The organism is Bradyrhizobium manausense, assembly GCF_018130615.1.
GTDB classification, from domain to species: domain Bacteria; phylum Pseudomonadota; class Alphaproteobacteria; order Rhizobiales; family Xanthobacteraceae; genus Bradyrhizobium; species Bradyrhizobium manausense_A.
This window is the reverse complement of sequence record NZ_JAFCKB010000001.1, coordinates 583,192-600,993: the sequence shown is the minus strand read 5'-3', so window position 1 is coordinate 600,993 and position 17,802 is coordinate 583,192. Positions and strand designations below refer to the sequence as shown.

General features: G+C 63.9%; 17 protein-coding genes and 1 pseudogene. 7 read left to right on the top strand and 11 right to left on the bottom strand.

Going from position 1 to position 17,802, the window contains the following annotated elements; translation table 11 throughout:
• From JQ587_RS37115 to JQ587_RS02825, 3 genes and pseudogenes are all read right to left on the bottom strand, one after another.
• Positions 1-157, bottom strand: a pseudogene (locus JQ587_RS37115) (autotransporter outer membrane beta-barrel domain-containing protein); the annotation flags it as partial.
• A 101-nt stretch (positions 158-258) separates the two neighbouring features.
• Positions 259-1,761, bottom strand: a complete 1,503-nt coding sequence (locus JQ587_RS02830) for a flavin-containing monooxygenase (protein WP_212424348.1) — start codon at positions 1,759-1,761, stop codon at positions 259-261.
• A gap of 122 nt (positions 1,762-1,883) precedes the next feature.
• Complete coding sequence (locus JQ587_RS02825; RefSeq protein ID WP_212424347.1) at positions 1,884-2,642, bottom strand: S1 family peptidase; 759 nt, start codon at positions 2,640-2,642, stop codon at positions 1,884-1,886.
• Positions 2,643-2,739: 97 nt separating this feature from the next.
• Here JQ587_RS02825 and JQ587_RS02820 point away from each other — a divergent pair, with 97 nt between their 5' ends.
• Positions 2,740-3,375, top strand: coding sequence for an HAD-IA family hydrolase (locus tag JQ587_RS02820; protein WP_212303315.1), 636 nt, complete (start codon positions 2,740-2,742; stop codon positions 3,373-3,375).
• Positions 3,376-3,436: 61 nt separating this feature from the next.
• On the opposite strand, the gene mtnA is transcribed toward JQ587_RS02820, so the two are convergent.
• The 3 genes from mtnA to JQ587_RS02805 form a co-directional block, all read right to left on the bottom strand.
• A complete protein-coding gene (mtnA, locus tag JQ587_RS02815) occupies positions 3,437-4,546 on the bottom strand; it encodes an S-methyl-5-thioribose-1-phosphate isomerase (protein ID WP_212303314.1) in 1,110 nt (369 codons plus the stop codon).
• An 18-nt stretch (positions 4,547-4,564) separates the two neighbouring features.
• On the bottom strand, positions 4,565-5,440 hold the full coding sequence (locus JQ587_RS02810; RefSeq protein WP_212303313.1) for an S-methyl-5'-thioadenosine phosphorylase: 876 nt from the start codon (positions 5,438-5,440) through the stop codon (positions 4,565-4,567).
• 247 nt (positions 5,441-5,687) lie between these two features.
• On the bottom strand, positions 5,688-5,960 hold the full coding sequence (locus JQ587_RS02805) for a phosphopantetheine-binding protein (protein WP_212424346.1): 273 nt from the start codon (positions 5,958-5,960) through the stop codon (positions 5,688-5,690).
• A gap of 359 nt (positions 5,961-6,319) precedes the next feature.
• Between JQ587_RS02805 and JQ587_RS02800 the strand changes: the two genes are divergently transcribed.
• From JQ587_RS02800 to JQ587_RS02785, 4 genes are all read left to right on the top strand, one after another.
• Positions 6,320-7,537 carry an acyl-CoA dehydrogenase family protein gene (locus JQ587_RS02800; protein WP_212303311.1) on the top strand — a complete coding sequence of 406 codons (1,218 nt, stop codon included), beginning with the start codon at positions 6,320-6,322 and terminating at the stop codon, positions 7,535-7,537.
• Positions 7,538-7,576: 39 nt separating this feature from the next.
• Complete coding sequence (locus tag JQ587_RS02795) at positions 7,577-8,554, top strand: amino acid--[acyl-carrier-protein] ligase (RefSeq protein WP_212424345.1); 978 nt, start codon at positions 7,577-7,579, stop codon at positions 8,552-8,554.
• Positions 8,555-8,590: 36 nt separating this feature from the next.
• A complete protein-coding gene (locus JQ587_RS02790; RefSeq protein WP_212424344.1) occupies positions 8,591-9,466 on the top strand; it encodes a GNAT family N-acetyltransferase in 876 nt (291 codons plus the stop codon).
• A 171-nt stretch (positions 9,467-9,637) separates the two neighbouring features.
• Positions 9,638-12,505, top strand: coding sequence for a PAS-domain containing protein (locus JQ587_RS02785; protein WP_212424343.1), 2,868 nt, complete (start codon positions 9,638-9,640; stop codon positions 12,503-12,505).
• 126 nt (positions 12,506-12,631) lie between these two features.
• Here the strand turns inward: JQ587_RS02785 and JQ587_RS02780 are convergent, their stop codons facing one another.
• On the bottom strand, positions 12,632-13,096 hold the full coding sequence (locus JQ587_RS02780; RefSeq protein ID WP_212303307.1) for a MarR family winged helix-turn-helix transcriptional regulator: 465 nt from the start codon (positions 13,094-13,096) through the stop codon (positions 12,632-12,634).
• 97 nt (positions 13,097-13,193) lie between these two features.
• On the opposite strand from JQ587_RS02780, the gene JQ587_RS02775 reads away from it, so the two are divergent.
• A complete protein-coding gene (locus JQ587_RS02775) occupies positions 13,194-13,562 on the top strand; it encodes an antibiotic biosynthesis monooxygenase family protein (protein ID WP_212303306.1) in 369 nt (122 codons plus the stop codon).
• Between the two features lie 162 nt (positions 13,563-13,724).
• Here JQ587_RS02775 and JQ587_RS02770 read toward each other — a convergent pair whose 3' ends face one another.
• On the bottom strand, positions 13,725-15,419 hold the full coding sequence (locus tag JQ587_RS02770) for a bifunctional diguanylate cyclase/phosphodiesterase (protein ID WP_212303305.1): 1,695 nt from the start codon (positions 15,417-15,419) through the stop codon (positions 13,725-13,727).
• A gap of 219 nt (positions 15,420-15,638) precedes the next feature.
• Here JQ587_RS02770 and JQ587_RS02765 point away from each other — a divergent pair, with 219 nt between their 5' ends.
• Positions 15,639-15,899 carry a hypothetical protein gene (locus JQ587_RS02765; protein ID WP_212303413.1) on the top strand — a complete coding sequence of 87 codons (261 nt, stop codon included), beginning with the start codon at positions 15,639-15,641 and terminating at the stop codon, positions 15,897-15,899.
• A 73-nt stretch (positions 15,900-15,972) separates the two neighbouring features.
• Here the strand turns inward: JQ587_RS02765 and JQ587_RS02760 are convergent, their stop codons facing one another.
• The 3 genes from JQ587_RS02760 to mtgA all read right to left on the bottom strand — a co-directional run bounded on the left by JQ587_RS02760 (position 15,973) and on the right by mtgA (position 17,789).
• On the bottom strand, positions 15,973-16,617 hold the full coding sequence (locus JQ587_RS02760) for a hypothetical protein (protein WP_212303304.1): 645 nt from the start codon (positions 16,615-16,617) through the stop codon (positions 15,973-15,975).
• A gap of 144 nt (positions 16,618-16,761) precedes the next feature.
• Positions 16,762-16,944, bottom strand: coding sequence for a 50S ribosomal protein L32 (gene rpmF / locus JQ587_RS02755; RefSeq protein WP_007598106.1), 183 nt, complete (start codon positions 16,942-16,944; stop codon positions 16,762-16,764).
• Positions 16,945-17,114: 170 nt separating this feature from the next.
• The gene (gene mtgA / locus JQ587_RS02750) at positions 17,115-17,789 is read right to left on the bottom strand and encodes a monofunctional biosynthetic peptidoglycan transglycosylase (protein ID WP_212424342.1); all 675 of its coding nucleotides are present in this window, start codon (positions 17,787-17,789) and stop codon (positions 17,115-17,117) included.
• Between the last annotated feature and the right edge of the window lie 13 nt (positions 17,790-17,802).

Below are 17,802 nucleotides of genomic sequence, written 5' to 3'. Positions count from 1 at the left end.
CTACCAGTTGTAGCGCACAACGCCCTTGCCGGCGTATGAGCGGCGTGACATTCGAGAATTCGCCCTCGAAGGTCGCCGATGCGGACCAGCCGTTCATCCAGTTCATCTGCACCGATGCCGTGATCAGCGCAGAATCCGTCGCCAGCGCGGCGCCGTTGGGCAGCCTCTCGCAATCAGAGCACGATTCCGTCCGGCCGTCGTCCTGGACAAGCGAAGCGCCGATCCAGGACGACAGCGGAGAACGAACGGCCGGTCTAATCACCCATACACAAACGCGTTGTCGTCCAGATCCGTCTTCGGGATCTCGTCCTTTTCGGTCCAGTAATCCTGGCTGTGCTGCCATTCCGGCTTGTCGCCGCGCTTGGGCAGCAAGTCCATGTTACGCATGATGTAGCCGGGGTTGAAGTTTTCCGGATCGATCCAGGGCAGGATCGGCATGTCGTGGTCCTCAGGCCGCAGCTTGACCTCGACCTTCTTGCTGCCCTTCGCCTTCATGTGGCCGAGCAGCCGGCAGACGAAATCGGCAACGAGATCCACGCGCAACGTCCAGCTCGCACGGAAATAGCCGAACACCCAGACCATGTTCGGCACGCCGGTGAACATCATGCCGCGATAGGTGACGGTGTCGCCGAAGGCGAGCGGCTTGCCGTCGATCTCGAAGGCGATGTCGCCCAGCGCGGAAAGATTGAAGCCGGTCGCGGTGACGATGACATCGGCCTCGAGCAGCTTGCCCGATTTGAGCTGGATGCCATTCTCGACGAAGCACTCGATTTCATCGGTAACGACGGACGCCTTGCCGCTGGCGATGCCCTTGAACAGGTCGGAGTCGGGCACGAAGGCGATGCGCTGCCGCCACGGCCGGTAGTTCGGCGTGAAATGGGTCTCGACGTCGTAGTCCGGACCGAGCACTGCGCTGATCTGGCCGATCAGTTCCTTCTTCACCTGCTCGGGCCTCGCCAGACAGAGCTTTGTGAATGCATCCTGCTCGAACAAGATCTTACGGCGAACGATCTCGTGGATCCAGGCCTCGTCGACCTGGAGCCGGCGCAATTCCTCCGCGATCTCGATGGCGTTGCGCCCCAGGCGAAAATAAGTCGGCGAGCGCTGCAGCATGGTGACATGCGCGCACTCGTCCGCAATGTTCGGCACCAGTGTCGCCGCGGTCGCGCCCGAGCCGATCACGACGACCTTCTTCGCCTTGAGATCGATATCGTCAGGCCAGGTCTGCGGATGGACGATACGGCCCTTGAAGCGATCCATGCCCTTCCATTGCGGCGTGTAGCCTTCCGAATGGCGGTAGTAGCCCTGGCACATCCAGAGGAAGTTGGCGGTGAAGGTCCTTGCCTCGCCGGTGTCCGTGGTCACCGCCTCGATGGTCCATAGATTCCGCTCGCTCGACCAGCTCGCCGAATTGATCTCGTGCTTGTAGCGGATATGGCGGGCGATATCGTTGTCGTCGATCACCTCGTTCATGTAGGCAAGGATTTCGTCGGCGGTTGCAATCGGCGGACCCACCCAGGGCTTGAAGCTGTAGCCGAAGGTATGGAGATCGCTGTCCGAGCGGATGCCGGGATAGCGATGCGTGCTCCAGGTGCCGCCGAACGTCGCCTGCGTCTCCAGGATGACGTAACTCGTGCCCGGAAGCTGCTTTTCGATGTGATAAGCGCTTCCGATGCCGGAGATGCCGGCGCCGACGATCAGCACGTCGAAATGTTCAGAATCCTGCTTGGCCGTGGCGTGAGTGCGAACAGCGACATTCATTGTTGTTTCTATGCCTTGTCTTGTTCAGGCCGCCATTGATTGGCGACACGTTTCCTCAGCGACGGGCATGATCACCCATCGCGCTTCCTCTGCAAAATGACATAGATCAAGCCGCGATCAAACTACAACGCCGCGCCCCAGCTCCGCGCGGTCTGCAAGATCCAATCCCGGTAAAGAGTCAGCGGCGTGACGCCGGTCAATCCGCCGCAGCCAGCGGCACCATTCGATCCAGTCGACCAGCTGATGACGCCGACGAGCACCGCGCCATTCGGCTTGTCCTCGAACACCGGACCGCCGGAATCACCGGTGCAAGCACCGATTCCGTCGCGAACACCGTTGGTTACGGGATCGACCAGGCGTATCTGGAACGTGCCAGGCTGGCCCGTGGCAACGAGACCGGCAACCCGAATCGTCCCGCCGCTCTTGCCATCACCGCGCATAGTGACACCGATGCCCGCGATGGTGAAACGGCTGCCGACTTGAATTGGAATGGTCGGCGCGCCAACCGGCACCGCCGATTTTCCCTTGAGTGGAATTTCCAGTTGCAGCAATGCCACGTCGGCCGTGGCGCGATGCGCCTGCATGGCCTGCATGTTGAAACTTGGATGGATCGCCACGGTGCGCACGTTCAACAATTGCGGCTGGCCGTCAGCGCCGCGATCGACGATCTTGTAGTCCGCACCGGGTTGCACGCAGTGGGCAACCGTCAGCACGAGCTTCGGCGCAATCAGAGTGCCCGTGCAGAAATTGCCGCGCGAGCCGACGATGGTGACGACCGCGCGCGCGACGCCTTCCGTCTGCGGCGTACCACCGCCGACAATGGCGTGAGCGCGCGTGGCGAGCAGCAGCGTAGATGCGATGAGAATTGCAAGCTTCTTCATGGGAACACGCTTCGGCATCAGCGGGGACTGCTTCGGACTGGTCCTTGCCGATACCGCATGCTAGCGCTCTTGGGAAGGAATTGACGAGGGCGGGACAGTGACCATCGAGGCGGTGATCTTTGATTTTGGCGGCGTGTTGACAAGCTCGCCGTTCGAGGCCTTTTCGCGGTTCGAGACGGAGCGCGGCTTGCCGATCGACATTATCCGACGCACCAATGCGGCCAACCATCTGGAAAATGCCTGGGCCAGGTTCGAGCGCGCCGAGGTCGATATCGACACGTTCGACAAGCTTTTCGCCGAAGAATCACGCGCGCTTGGCGCTGAGGTGCGCGGCCGCGAGGTGCTGCCGCTCATCCAGGGCGATCTGCGCCCCGAGATGGTCGAGGCCTTGAAGCGCGTCAAGGCGCAATTCAAGACCGGTTGCATCACCAACAATTTGCCGGCCAACGCGATCGGCAGCATGACCGGTCGCTCACTCTACATCGCGGAGGTCATGGTGCTGTTCGACCATGTGATCGAATCCGCCAAGATCGGCCTGCGCAAGCCCGATCCACGTATTTACCAGCAGATGGTCGAGACGCTGAAGGTCGATCCGAAAACATGCGTTTATCTCGACGACCTCGGCGTCAATTTGAAGCCGGCGCGCGAGATGGGTATGACCACGATCAAGGTCACGAGCGGCGCGCAGGCGATCGCCGAGCTCGAGGCAGCGACGGGGTTGAAGCTAAGATAGTTCGCGGAAAGCTGTGGCTGCCGTAAGGTGGGCAAAGCGAAGCGTACCCACGCTATGAGCGCTACTCCGCCGCAGTAGCGATGCGCTCAGGAAACGCAGCAGCAAGCGAGGTACGATCCGGCTTCAGCACACCGCGCTCAGTGATCAGGCCAGTCACCAGCCTTGCCGGGGTCACATCAAACGCGTAGTTCGCGACTGGCGAGCCCTCCGCCACAATGCGCACCGTCTCCAGCCGTCCGTCCGCGGTACGACCCGTCATGTCAGTGACCTCTGCGCCGCTGCGCTGCTCGATCGGAATGTCGCGAATGCCGTCGTTGACGGCGAAATCGATCGTCGGCGATGGCAGCGCGACATAGAACGGCACGCCGTTGTCGTGCGCGGCAAGCGCCTTCAGATAGGTGCCGATCTTGTTGCAGACATCACCATTGGCGGCCACGCGGTCGGTGCCGACGATGGCGAGATCAACCATGCCGTGCTGCATCAGATGACCCCCGGTGTTGTCGGGAATCACCGTGTGCGGCACGCCGTGGTGACCGAGCTCCCAGGCGGTAAGCGAAGCGCCCTGATTGCGCGGGCGGGTCTCGTCGACCCAGACATGAATCTTGATGCCACGTTCATGCGCCAGATAGATCGGCGCGGTCGCGGTGCCCCAGTCGACGGTGGCGAGCCAGCCGGCGTTGCAATGGGTCAGCACGTTGACCGTCTCGCCCGGCTTCTTCCTGGCCACGATCGCCTCGATCAACGGCAGGCCGTTGGCCGCAATGCCGCGGTTGATCTCGACGTCCTGCTCGACAATCTCGTCGGCACGCGCATAGGCGGCCTCGGCCCGCTCGATCGGATCGATCGGGGCGAGTGCCGCGCGCATCTCGTCCAGCGCCCACTTCAGATTGATCGCGGTCGGCCGCGTGACGATCAGCGTGTCGTAGGCGCGTTTCATGCCTGCGTCTGAGGCATCCTCGCGCATCGCCAGCGCCATGCCGTACGCCGCAGTGGCGCCGATCAGCGGTGCACCGCGCACCAGCATGTCGCGGATCGCAACCGCGGCATCCCCGCACGAGGTGAGCTTCGCAACGATGAACTCATGCGGCAGCCTGCGTTGGTCGATCGCGCCGACCGACCAGCCGTCGCGCTCGCGCCAGATGCTGCGGAAATGCTTTCCGTCGACCTTCATGGCATTCCGCCTTTCATCTCAAGCACGCAGGATGCGCCCGGCGACCGCATCGAGCTTCTTCAAGAGTTCGGGATCGCGCGCCTCGGGCGCAGTGATCAGCGCGGTGTCGAGCGCACGATCCGAGCCTATGGGGCACGGCTCGTGCTCGCGCGGAAAATCCTTGGCCAGCCGCGCCACCAGCGCCTTGGCCTTGTCGGCATTTGAGGTCAGCACGCGGATGATGTCCTGCACGGTGACGGCGTCGTGATCGGGGTGCCAGCAATCGAAGTCGGTCACCATTGCGACCGTCGCGTAACAGATCTCGGCCTCACGGGCGAGTTTCGCCTCGGGCATGTTGGTCATGCCGATCACGGAGTAACCAAGCGTCTTGTACGTCATGCTCTCCGCATAGGTAGAGAATTGCGGCCCCTCCATGCAGACATAGGTGCCGCCGCGCGCGATCGCGATGCCCTCGACCTCGGCCGCCGCGGCCAGATGAATCCGCAGCCGCGGCGAGACGGGATGCGCCATCGACACATGCGCCACACAGCCCTTGCCGAAGAACGAGCTCTCCCGCTTGTGGGTCCGGTCGACGAACTGGTCGACGAGCACGAAGGTGCCGGGCGGCATCTCTTCCTTGAAGGACCCGCAGGCCGAGAGTGAAATCAGATCGGTCACGCCGGCGCGCTTCAGCACGTCGATATTGGCGCGATAGTTGATGTCGGAAGGCGACAGCCGGTGGCCCTTGTCGTGACGCGGCAGGAACACGATCGGCAGGCCGGCAATGGTCCCGCGCCGCACCGGCGCCGACGGCTCGCCCCAGGGGCTCTTGATCACCTCTTCGTGCGCGCCCTCGAGACCCGGCAAATCGTAGATGCCCGAGCCGCCGATGATGCCCAATACCGCCTGCGTCATGCCTGCTCCACCCTGTCCGCGACCTGCGACATGGTTAAGCTATGCCAGTTTTGCGGCGGTTTTGGAACGGGGGCGTGCTGTGAGGGACGTAAAGCGCTGGCTAGATACTCAGTGTCGTCCCGGCGAAGGCCGGGACCCATTGCCATAGGGAGTAATTTGGCGAAGATCAGTCGTTCGGTACTGCTACCATCCGCGGCCGACGGATCGCGGGGTATGGGTCCCGGCCTACGCCGGGACGACTACGCGACTAAGCCGCGGCCGCCAGCTTCAGCTGGGTCGCGACCATGCGCTCCAGCGTCTCGACGGACTTGAAATTCTCCGGCGTGATCTCGGACTGCGGAATGGTGAAGTCGAACTCGGCTTCGACGCCCAGCATCAGATTGACCATGTCCATCGAGGTCAGGCCGGCATCGACGAGCTTCGTCGACGGCGTGACATCGGTGATGAGCGAATTCTGTTCGAGGATGCCCTTCACCAGCTTGATGATGCGATCACGCACGTCGGTGTGGAAGGCCTGCATGGTTAAATTCCCATCTGTCTATCGAGGTCGGACCTGTCGCCCCGTACGATGGCCGCGACGGGCCGATCCTACAATGGGCGTGACCATTACTTCATGCTTCTTAGTAAACGATGACTCAGATTGTCGGAAATTCGGACTTCTTCCAGATCCCTAACGTGACCGTCGAAATTCGGAGGATGCAAACAACCGGACCTTAACTGTTCGTCCGGAATTGCAGTTCGTTTACCCTCTATTTCATCGACGAATTTGAATTAAATCCGTAGCCTCGTCCCACAAGCAAAGATGGTCGGAGGATCGCTTCGAGCGGCATCGCGAATGATGGCCGGCGATCCTGAACGACAAACCGGAGGCGGACGAGTATGAACGTGCGTGAAGCGGTCCTCACTGTCGACGAAACGCAGACGAGCTTCCTCGAGCAGGGTCCATCCCTGATCGAGCGCGCCGCGCGAACCGCCGCTGCGGCAGCGACGGACGCAGACGGGGTCGACCGCGACGCCCGCTTCCCCCACAAGGCTTTCGAAGTTGCCCGTGAGCAGAAATTACTCGGCGTCATGATCCCGGCCGAGTTCGGCGGCCTTGGCGCCTCGATCCACGATGTCACCGACATCTGCTACACGCTCGGGCGCGCCTGCGCCTCGACCGCGATGATCTATGCCATGCACACCACCAAGGTCGCCTGCGTCGTCAGGCACGGTCACGGCATCCCGTGGATGGAAACCATGATGCGCCGGGTCGCCCGCGACCAGTGGCTGCTCGCTTCCTCCACCACCGAAGGCCAGAACGGCGGCAACATCCGCGCCAGCGCGGCAGCCGTCGACCACGCCGGCGACACCGTCTCACTGGTGCGCGACGCCACCGTGATCTCATACGGCGCCGAGGCAGACGGCCTCGTCACCATCGCCCGCCGCGCCACTGAGGCCGCGGCTTCCGACCAGGTGCTGCTGGCGCTCGCCAAGGACGATTATTCGTTGAAGCAGACGCAAGGCTGGGAAACGCTCGGCATGCGCGGCACCTGCTCGACCGGCTTCGAGCTGAAGGTCGATTGTCCCGCCGACCGCGTCTTCCCGGAAGCCTATGACAAGATCCACGCTCAGACCATGACGCCGTTCGCACATCTGTGCTGGTCGTCGGCCTGGGCCGGTATTGCCGCTGCCTCCGTCACGCGCGCGCAGGCTTTCGTCCGCAAGGCGGCCCGCAGCTCCGGTGGTCAGATGCCGCCGGCGGCCGCGCACTTCACGGCTGCGAAGATGTCGCTGGCGAAGCTGCGCGCGCTGATATCAGCCAATATCGACGCTTTCGCCCGCGCCGAACATGACGAGCGCGCGCTCGGCTCGCTCGATTTCCAGTCCTCGATCACCCTTCTCAAGGTGCAAGCCTCCGAGCTCGCGGTCGAGACCGTGATGCATGCGATGCGCACCGCTGGCCTCTCCGGCTATCGCAACGACGGCGAGTTCACCATGGGCCGCCATCTGCGCGACGTGCTGTCGTCGCCGATCATGATCAACAACGACCGTATTCTGGCCAACGCCGCCACCTCGACGCTGATGAGCGGCGTGCCGACGAGCCTTCGTGACTAAACCAATAAGAACAATTTTCAGATAGCAGGACATCATCCCATGAACATTGCCGTCCTCCCTAACTCACCCGAAACCGCGCCAGAAATTGTCGACCCGCTCGATCATCTCGCCGACAAGCTGTTCCACCGCATGGGCTCGGACGGCGTCTACGCCCGCACCGCGCTCTATGAGGGCGTCGTCGAGAAGCTCGCCGCGCTGATCACCGGCAACCGCGAAGCCGGCACCGAGGTGATGCGCTTTCCGCCGGTGATGAGCCGGGCGCAGCTGGAAAAGTCCGGCTATCTCAAGAGCTTTCCGAATCTGCTCGGCTGCGTCTGCGGCCTGCACGGCACCGAACGCGAGATCAACGCTGCGGTGAGCCGCTTCGATGCCGGCGGCGACTGGACTTCGTCGCTCTCGCCCGCCGATCTCGTGCTGTCGCCGGCTGCCTGCTATCCCGTGTACCCGATCGCGGCGAGCCGTGGCCAATTGCCGAAGGGCGGCCTGCGCTTCGACGTCGCCGCCGACTGCTTCCGCCGCGAGCCCTCGAAGCATCTCGACCGGCTGCAATCGTTCCGGATGCGCGAATATGTCTGCATCGGCACCCCCGATGACGTCGCCGATTTCCGCGAGCGCTGGATGGTGCGCGCGCAGGCGATCGCGACCGATCTCGGCCTGACCTTCCGCGTCGATTATGCCAGCGATCCCTTCTTCGGCCGCGTCGGCCAGATGAAGGCGGTGAGCCAGAAGCAGCAGCAGCTCAAGTTCGAGCTCCTGATCCCACTACGCTCGGAAGAGCAGCCGACAGCTTGCATGAGCTTCAACTATCATCGCGAACATTTCGGCACGACCTGGGGTATCCAGGACGCCAATGGCGAGCCCGCGCACACCGGCTGCGTCGCCTTCGGCATGGATCGCCTGGCCGTCGCCATGTTCCACACCCACGGCACGGATCTCTCCGCCTGGCCCGCCAAGGTGCGGGACATTCTGGGCATGCCGCACGTCGCGGTGGACGCTCACGGCGAAGGCTGGCGCTAAGGTAAGAGGCCGACCATTTCCACGGGCAAGACGAGCGTGATCCATACCAAGGTCCGATGTCGCGAGATTACCGAGTCCGATGTTGAAGCCATCGCGGACTTGCTGACGCGCGGCTTCGTTGGCCGGTCGCACAGCTACTGGATCCAGGGTCTGCGCCGGCAGGCCTTCCGGCCGGTGCCGGATGGCTATCCGCGCTTCGGCTACATGCTCGACAATGACGGCGAACCGGTCGGCGTACTGCTCCTGATCTACACCGCGCGCAGGGATGGCGAGGAGACCGCCATCCAGTGCAATTTGTCGAGCTGGTATGTCGAGCCGGCCTACCGCAATTATGCGCCGCTGCTGACCAAGATCGCGCAGCGGCACAAGCACGTGACTTATCTCAACATCAGCCCGGCTCCGTGGACCTGGCCGCTCATCGAGACGCAGGGTTTTCGCGCCTATTGCCGCGGCCTGTTCGTCTCGGTGCCGGCCCTGTCGCGCGCTCCGCGCTGGAGCAAGATCGAAGTCATCTCCCCACACACCAAGCAGATCGAGGGCCTGTCCGAGGCCGAGACCGAGTTGCTGACACGGCATGCGCGCTATAATTGCCTCAGCCTGGTCTGCCGCACGCCGAAGGGCGTCTTCCCCTTCATCCTGCAACCGGTGCGGATCCGGCGCGGTTTCATCGCACCGCCGGCGATGCAGCTGATCTACTGCCGCAACGCCGCCGAATACGCCGCCTGCGCCGGCCGCATCGGCCGGTTGTTGCTGCGGCTCGGCAAGATCTCGGTGTTGGTCGATTCCAACGAGCCCATCCCCGGCCTTGTCGGTATTTATACCGAGCGACGCGGCCGCAAATATTTCAAGGGTCCGCATCGCCCACGGCTGGCCGATCTCACTGATACGGAACTCGTGTTGTACGGGCCGTAGGCGTTGAGCCCTGCTATCGCTCTGTGGGCCAGCGGTTCGTGCACTCGCTCTCCATCGCCAGTCACCCTCCGTAAACTACGGCGCTTAAGGGAATTTTCCCGCCTCTTCGCTACGCTCCGTGGCTGAATTACGTTGCGTTAAGTCTATTGCCGCCGAGATCCCGCTGATCCCATGACGTCGACCCGCGACAACGAGCTCGGTGCGTGCCGCGAGCAAGGCCAACAGGCCCTGCTCTCACTGAGCCAGCTTGCACTCGACGGCATGGAGCAGGGCGTTTGCGTCTACGACGCCGACAATCGCATCGTGCTGGTCAACGCGCGCTACCTGACGCTATTCGACATGTCGGCCGATATCGTCAGGCTCGGAACGAGCTACCGCGACGTGCTCGCCCACAGCGTGGCACGCGGGAATATCCCGGCGGGCGAGCTCGATGCGCTCTACGCTTCGCGGATCGCGTTGATTGCGGCCGGCGAGCCGTTCCAGACGCGACAGACACTCCCAAACGGCCTTGTCATCACGCTCGAACTGAAGCCGCTTCCCGGCGGCGGCTGGATGACGATCTGCGACGATGTCAGCCGCCTCGCCCGCCTCGAGGCCGAGCTGCAACTGCAGACAGAGCGCAGCCAGCACGCGCTCGCCCACATGTCGCACGGCCTCATCATGTATGACGCCGGCGGGCGTGTCGTCGTCTGCAACGAGCGCTTCCTGCAACTCTACAATCTCGACCCGAACGTGGTGAAGCCCGGCATCGCCCACGGCGCGGCCATCGATCATTGGCTGTCACGCGGCAACCGAGCGGCGATGTCCGGAGACGCGTTCCGCGATGCCCGGACCAACGACATCCGGACGAGAAGCCCGAAGACCATTCTCGTGACATGCCATGACGGTCGAAAAGTGCAGGCCGTATCCCGCTTCATGCCCGATGGCGGCTGGGTCACCGTGCACGAGGACGTCACCGCGCGGTTGCAGCACGAAGAGACGCTGAAGCAGCAAAACCTCATGCTGGATGCCGCGCTCGAAAACATGGCGCATGGGCTCGCCTTCTACGACGGCGACATGCGCCTCCGCATCTGCAACTCCACCTATCAGAAGATCTATCGGCTGTCGCCGGAGGAGAGCAAGCCGGGCACGCATCTCTCCGAGCTGATCGAGCGGTCGATGGCCAACGGCGCCTTCGCCTCCGAATACAGCCCGCAGCAGATCCTGGAAGCTGCCCGCGCCCGGATCGAGAACAACGATTCCTCGCCGATGCGCCGGCGCATGATCAACGACACGATGATCTCGGTGCGCTATTGCGCGCTGCCCGAGGGCGGCTTCGTCGCCACCTATGAGGACATTACCGAGCGCGAACGCGCCGTCGAGGAATTGAGCGAGCAGTATCGCCGCTTCGATGCGGCGCTGAACAATATGAGCCAGGGCTTGTGCATGCTCGATGCGAGCCTGCACGTGATCGTCTGCAACCGCCGCTACATCGAGATGTACGGGCTGTCGCCCGACATCGTGAAGCCGGGCATTTCAATGCGCGAGATCATGGAGCACAGCTGCTCGCTCGGCATCCATCCGAACATGACCGGCGCCAGGCTCTATGCCGACTACGTCGAGCGGCTGCGCGAGGGCGAGCACACGCTGCACCGCCATTTGAGCGACGGCCGCATCATCAAGCTCAACCATAAGCGGATGGTGCATGGCGGCTGGGTCGTCACCTACGAAGACGTCACCGAGCGCCACAAGGCCCAGGCGCGCGTCGCGCACATGGCGCAGCACGACTCGCTCACCGACCTGCCCAACCGTACGCTGTTCCGCGAGAAGATGAGCGAAGGGCTGAACCAGGTCGCGATCGCCGGCGGCGCCATGGCCGTGCTGTGCTTCGACCTCGACAATTTCAAGACCGTCAACGACCGGCTCGGACATGCCGCCGGCGACCGATTGCTGCGCTGGGTCGCGGCACGGTTGAGGGAGAATGTCGGCGAGCACGACACCGTCGCGCGCCTCGGCGGCGACGAGTTCGCCGTGCTCCAGCGCGGACCGCAGCCGCAATCGGCAGAGCGGCTTGCAAGACGCCTGGTCGAGATCATCGGACACCCGCCGCCGCTGGAAAGCCAGTCCATCCATGTCGGCGCCTCCATCGGTATCGCAATCGCGCCCGATCACGGGTTGGATGCCGACGAGCTGATGAAATGCGCCGACCTTGCGCTCTACCAGGCCAAGGCCAAGGGGCGCGGCGCATATCAGCTGTTCGAGCCCGAGATGGAGGAACAAGCGCGCAGCCGGCACGCGGTCGAGCACGATCTGCGCGGCGCGCTGGAAGCCAACCAATTCCATCTGGTGTTTCAGCCGCAGGTGCGGCTCGACACCACCGAGCTCACCGGCTTCGAGGCGCTGCTGCGCTGGAAGCATCCCTCGCGCGGCCTCGTCTCGCCGGCCGAGTTCATTCCGATCGCCGAAGAGAACGGGCTGATCGTTCCGATCGGCGAATGGGTGCTGCGCACGGCCTGCGCCACAGCTGCAGCATGGCCGGATGTCACGGTCGCCGTGAACTTGTCGCCGGTGCAGTTCCGCTCGCGCGGGCTGGTGGCGATGGTCACGAGCGCGCTGGCGGAAGCCGGCCTGCTGCCGCAGCGGCTCGAGCTCGAGGTCACCGAGACGGCGCTGCTCGACGACAGCGAAGCCACGATCGGGATCCTGCATCAGCTCCGCGCCCTCGGCGTGCGCGTCAGCCTCGACGATTTCGGTGTCGGCTATTCGTCGCTGAGTTACTTGCGCAAGTTTCCGTTCGACCGCATCAAGATCGACCGCTCCTTCGTCGGCACGCTCGGCGAAAGCCCGGAGAGCGTCGCCATCGTCCGCACCATCGCGAGCCTCGGCTCGGTGCTCGGCGTCGAGACCACGGCGGAAGGCGTCGAGACGGTGGAGCAGCTCGACTTCGTGCGCGAATGCGGCTGCACCGCGGTGCAGGGCTTTTATTTCGGCAAGCCCTGCCCGGCGGCCGAGGTGGGCCTGACCATCGAGACGCTCAACGCCGTTCGCCGCGTGGCGTGAGGTTTCTTCTCGCCTCATGAACTTCTGCGAAAACAACCCCATGCACAGTAGAACGGGGTTGATTCTAAACCGGATTCTCGGCTTGCCGCAGGCAGCGCGCTGCCCGGCGGTGCGCCCCACGGGCGATCAGCCCTCGCCGGTTCCTTCAAGCCGGTCGCGCAGAACGCTGATCAGGCGATGGGTCGCCTCAATGTCTTTCACTGACAAGCCATCCGCCAGACCATTGACCCACGGCACCTGCAAGCGTCCGGCGGCATCGTAGACCTGCCGGCCCTTGTCGGTGAGCACCACGAGCTGCGCCCGGCGGTGATGCGGGTTGGTCTCGAATGCGACGAGGCCATCCCGCTCGAGGTCGTTGACGATCCGCTGCACGTTCTGGCGGTTGGCTCCGAGATTGCGCGCCAGCCACGCTACCGGCTCCGAACGTTCGGCATCGACGATCGCCCCCAGGATCTGCCAGCGCGCGCTGGTGAGGCCGAGCGAGGCGACCAGCCGGTCGCCAGCAGTCAGGAGCAGGCCATTGGCCCGGAACAGGTCGAGGATGAGGCCGGTCAGGGCCTCACCCGCTGGGGTTCGCCTGGCTTTGCTCATTTGTAATCACCGCTCCGTATTGACATCATCATGTCAAACCTATATGTAATGTATTGTCCAATTGACATGATAATACCAAATCGCGAGGAGTAATGCCATGCCCCAGATGCGCCCGCTCGACCCGAGCTTCCCGATCGACCGCCAGATCGCACTCGAGACCGGCCCCGTGGTGCTGGTCAATCTGTTCACGCTCGATGCCGCGGACGAACAGAGCTTCCTGACGAGCTGGCAGGACGACGCCGCTTTCATGAAACGGCAGCCCGGCTTCATCTCGACCCAGCTTCACCGCGCCGTCGGCGACAGTCCGACCTATCTCAATTACGCGGTCTGGGAATCCAATGCGCATTTCCGCGCGGCGTTCACCCACCCGGAATTCCGCGCGAAGATCGCGATCTACCCCGCATCCGCCGTCGCAAGTCCGCATCTGTTTCAGAAGGTCGCGGTAGCAGGCATTTGCGTGGCGTAGTCACCACATCGTCATTGCGAGCGCAGCGAAGCAATGAACGGGAGGGCCGCGCCGACGAACACTATCGCAGGGCGGCAAAGCGAAGCGTGCCACCATTTCTGTGCATTCGCCGAGAGAATCGTGGGCACGGCGCAAGTGCGCCTTCGCCCACCCTACGGCTTCTCAGCTTGCCGCGGGCAGCGCGCTGTCCGGTGGCGCGCCCCACGGGCGCTCGGCTGACGCCAACCCGATCAGGCGGCCCTGGATGTAATCACAGCCCCAGTCGCGCAGCATGCCTGCTGCTTCCTCGTCCTGCACCCATTCGGCGACGGTCTTGATGTCGAGCCGGCGGGCGAGGTCGATCAGGGTCTGCACGAAGGCGCGGTCATCGGCAGAACGGGTGATGTTCTGCACGAAGGCGCCGTCGATCTTGACGATATCGACGCCGAGCTTGCGCAGATTGCGGAACGAGGTGTAGCCGGCGCCGAAATCGTCGATGGCGATGCGGCTGCCGAAATTCTTGAGGCGGCTGACGAAGGCGCGAACGTCGTCGATGTCCTGGATCGCGACCGTCTCGGTAATCTCCACGATCAGCCGCTCGGCGACGCCGGGATGGGCGCGCATCAGCGATTCGATTCCCGCCCACCAGTCCGGGTCCATCGTCGTATCAGGCGAGATGTTGAGGCTGAGGCGGATGTCGGGCGCCGCCGCGAGCTCGGCCACCACCAGCTCGAGCACGCGATGATCGACGAGGCGGATGAGGCCGAGCCGCTCGGCGACCGGCACGATATCCGGCGCGAGCAGCACCTGGCCGTCGCCCTGGTCCATCCGCACGAGGCATTCGTGGAACGCGCCCTCGCGCGTGGCAGCCGAAACCACCGGCTCGTACGCGAGCTTGATGCGGCGCTCGTTCAGCGCGGTGACGATCTCGTCGGTGACGCGGATGTTGACGCGGCGCTGCGCGTCGCGCTCGGCGTTCGGACGCCACGCGGCGAACGAACCGGCGCGGCGGCGCTTGGCGGCGTCCAGCGTCTCGTGGGCGCGGTTGATGGCCTCGTCGGTATTGCGGGCATAGCGCGGCAGGCTGACCGCGCCGATCGAGACGGTGACGGATACCGGACCGGACTTGGTCGGCACCACCTCGTCACGGATGCCGGTGAGGAAGCGTTCGGCGGCGACGTTCATGTCGTCCACGGTACAGTTCTTCAGGATCAGGCCGAACTTGTTGCCGGAGAAACGGCCGAGCACGTCACCACCGCGCAAGCGCGCGCGAATGCGCTGGGCGACGTCGAGGATCACGGCGTCGGCGACGTCGAAACCGAAGGCGTCGTTGACGCGGGCGAGATGATCGATGCCGACCAGCATGAAGGCCGCGGTCGAGCGGAAGCGGCTCGTCTCCTCGATCGCTTCGGCCAGCGCCGCGATCAGATGAGAGCGATTGAGCTCGCCGGTGAGCGGGTCGAGCCGCGCAAGCTTCGTCAATTCCTCGTCGCGGGCGTGCCGCTCATTGTTGATACGGACGGAGCCGAGCGCACGCATTGGGCGACCGTCGGCGCCGGCGAACCAGCGGCCGGTCTCCTCGACCCAGACCACGGGATCGGAGGCGCTCATGCGCACGCCATATTCGACCCGGTAGGGCGTGCCGTCGGCGCCGTGCACGGCGGATGTCTGCGCCAGCGCGGCGCTCCGCAGCGTTTGCGCAGGCTCGATCAGCTTGGCGAACTCCGCGCCGGTCGCAAGCCGCTCGGCGGGAATGCCGGGGAAAATCGCGCCGGCCTGCTCACCCCAGACGATGGCGTCGCTGGAAAGATCCCAGACGAAAACGGCTTGGCCGAGGGCGGCCAGGATTTCGGAGGCTTGCGGCAATGCAGGGGTCAAAAGCGCCTCGTTTCGGGACAGCGGGGAGTCCTAAGCCGGCACAGGATACGGCCAGATTCGCCTCAGACCCTATGCAAAGTTCATAAACAATTTGGAAACCACGTTCCCGAACTCGGCGGAACGGAATAGGCTCGTCCGGCATAGGCCTTGCGAGACCATCACATGCACCGGCGCCAGCGTCCCAAATCGCGCCAGTTCGACCGGATCAGCGGTGTTGCGATGGTGAATGAGGATCAAATCGAAGAGGCAACGCGGGAGGCGAGTACCGCGCTGGTACCGTTGACGCCGGTTTTGCAGTTGATCCGCAAGATGCCTCTGACACGCCCCGATCCGAGCTTCGTCACCCAGCTGATCGCCAATGCCGAGCACCTGCCCCAGGCAAGCCGGCTGCGCCGCGGCTCGTCCGAGGACGCATACCTCGCCTATGGACACAAGCGCCCGCTTCCGAGCGTCACTTCACGCACGCGTCAGGTGGCGTAAGGCCCTCAGCGCGGTAACTCCTCTTCACCTCTCCCGCAAGCGGGCGAGGGAGCGCACCGGCATCGCGGCAAGCTCAGCGCGGCTCTTCGGGCGAGGACGGCGTGCCGTTGCCCGGCTGCAAATGCGGCGAGGGAATTTCCGGCGATGGCGCGATGCCCTGGACCGGCTTCGGCGCCGGGGGATCCATCAAAACGGATTCGGCAACCGATTGCGCCGAGTGCGCCGGCGGCTCGGGCTGCGGTGCAGGCACCGGATCGAGCTTCGGCTCGAACACCGTCGCTGGCGGCGGCGCCTCGGCCTGGCGTTTCGCCTTGCGCGGCACCGCGACCGTCTCGGCAGCAACATAAGTGATGCGGCGGCGTGCACGTTGGGCAATGCCACCGAACAAGTCGGCCATCGCAAGCAGCACAAGCAGGAAGTAGGTGGAATTGCCGAATTTGGGCCACATCACGAATTCGGCCGCGGCCGCGCCGAAGATGATCAGCGACAGCAGATGATCCATCAGGAATTTCGCGCCGGGCCGCGCGCCCTTGACCACTTCCAGCAGCAACAGCAGCACGCCAAGCGCCAGCAGCAGATCGGCCAGCGTGACCGGCCAGGCCTCCCCTGACACCATCGGCACCTTGAACAGCACGTCCGAAAAGGACACGCTCGGCATCAGGAAGGCGATGATGTTGTACACCGCGAGCGGAATCAGAAGCAGCGGGAAACCGACCATCGGCAAAGCGCCTTCTCGATCAAGATGTCCGGGCAGGACAATGCGGCGGCGAAGCATCTGCTCCGCCGCCGTCACTGTCATATCTCATGGGTTGGCCGAAATCAGGCAGGTCAAATCATCCTGCCCGGAGAAAGGTCCTAAACCTTAGGACTCTTTCTTCTTCAGGACCTGACGGCCCTTGTACATGCCGGTCTTGAGGTCGAGATGGTGCGGACGACGGAGCTCGCCGGAGTCCTTGTCTTCCACATAGGTCGGCTTCTTGATGGCGTCTGCCGAGCGGCGCATGCCACGGCGCGACGGCGAGGTTTTTCTTCTCGGAACGGCCATTTCAATATCCTCTAGGGATTGGTGTTCATCCGGGCATCGTCCGCGGAGGGACGGCTCAGCACCCGCAATGCGAGGCGAGCTGAATGCCAATCAAGGCCGGGCTTATAGAGGAAGGTTGGCCGTAAAGCTAGGCTCTTGGACCGGAAAATCTGCCCGAAAAGGGCCAGAAATCAGCGATTTTCCCGCCAACAGGTCAAAAGCGAGGGGGCCTGCCCCCTCGCCACATAGGTCCCGGCCAGCCGCCGAACGCCCGGTCCCGGGGTCCTGGCGCTGCGTTTGACCGGATTCGGCAGGATCGAGGCCAAAAGGGCGGCTTCCCGGGGGGGCAGGTTGGCGGCCGACTTGCCGAAAGCATAGGCGCTGGCCGCCTCCACGCCAAACTGGCCCTGGGGGCCGAGCTCGGCGATGTTGAGGTAGATTTCCAGGATCCGGTGCTTGGGCAGGACGAAATCGATCCAGAGCGCCAGCGGAAACTCCAGCGCCTTGCGGACGAAATCCCGGCCCTGCCAGAGGAAGAGATTTTTCGCCACCTGCTGGGTGATGGTGGAGGCGCCGCGGAACGGCGTACCGTCCTCCTGGGCATCGTCGATGGCCTCGCGTAGCGCGCCCCAGTCGATGCCGTGATGCTTGCAGAAATGGGCGTCCTCGGCCGCCACCACCGACCGCGGTACATAGGGCGACATCGTCGCCAGATCGATCCATTCCCGATGCATCGGCGCGCCCGTCAGCGAGCGCCAGGCCATCAGCGTCGAAACCGGATGCCCCGTGCGATAGAACGGTGCGATCAGGTAGGGCGCGAGAACCACGATCGCGAACGCTGCCAGCAGGATTTTAACGATGCGCAAATCGAACTTTCCG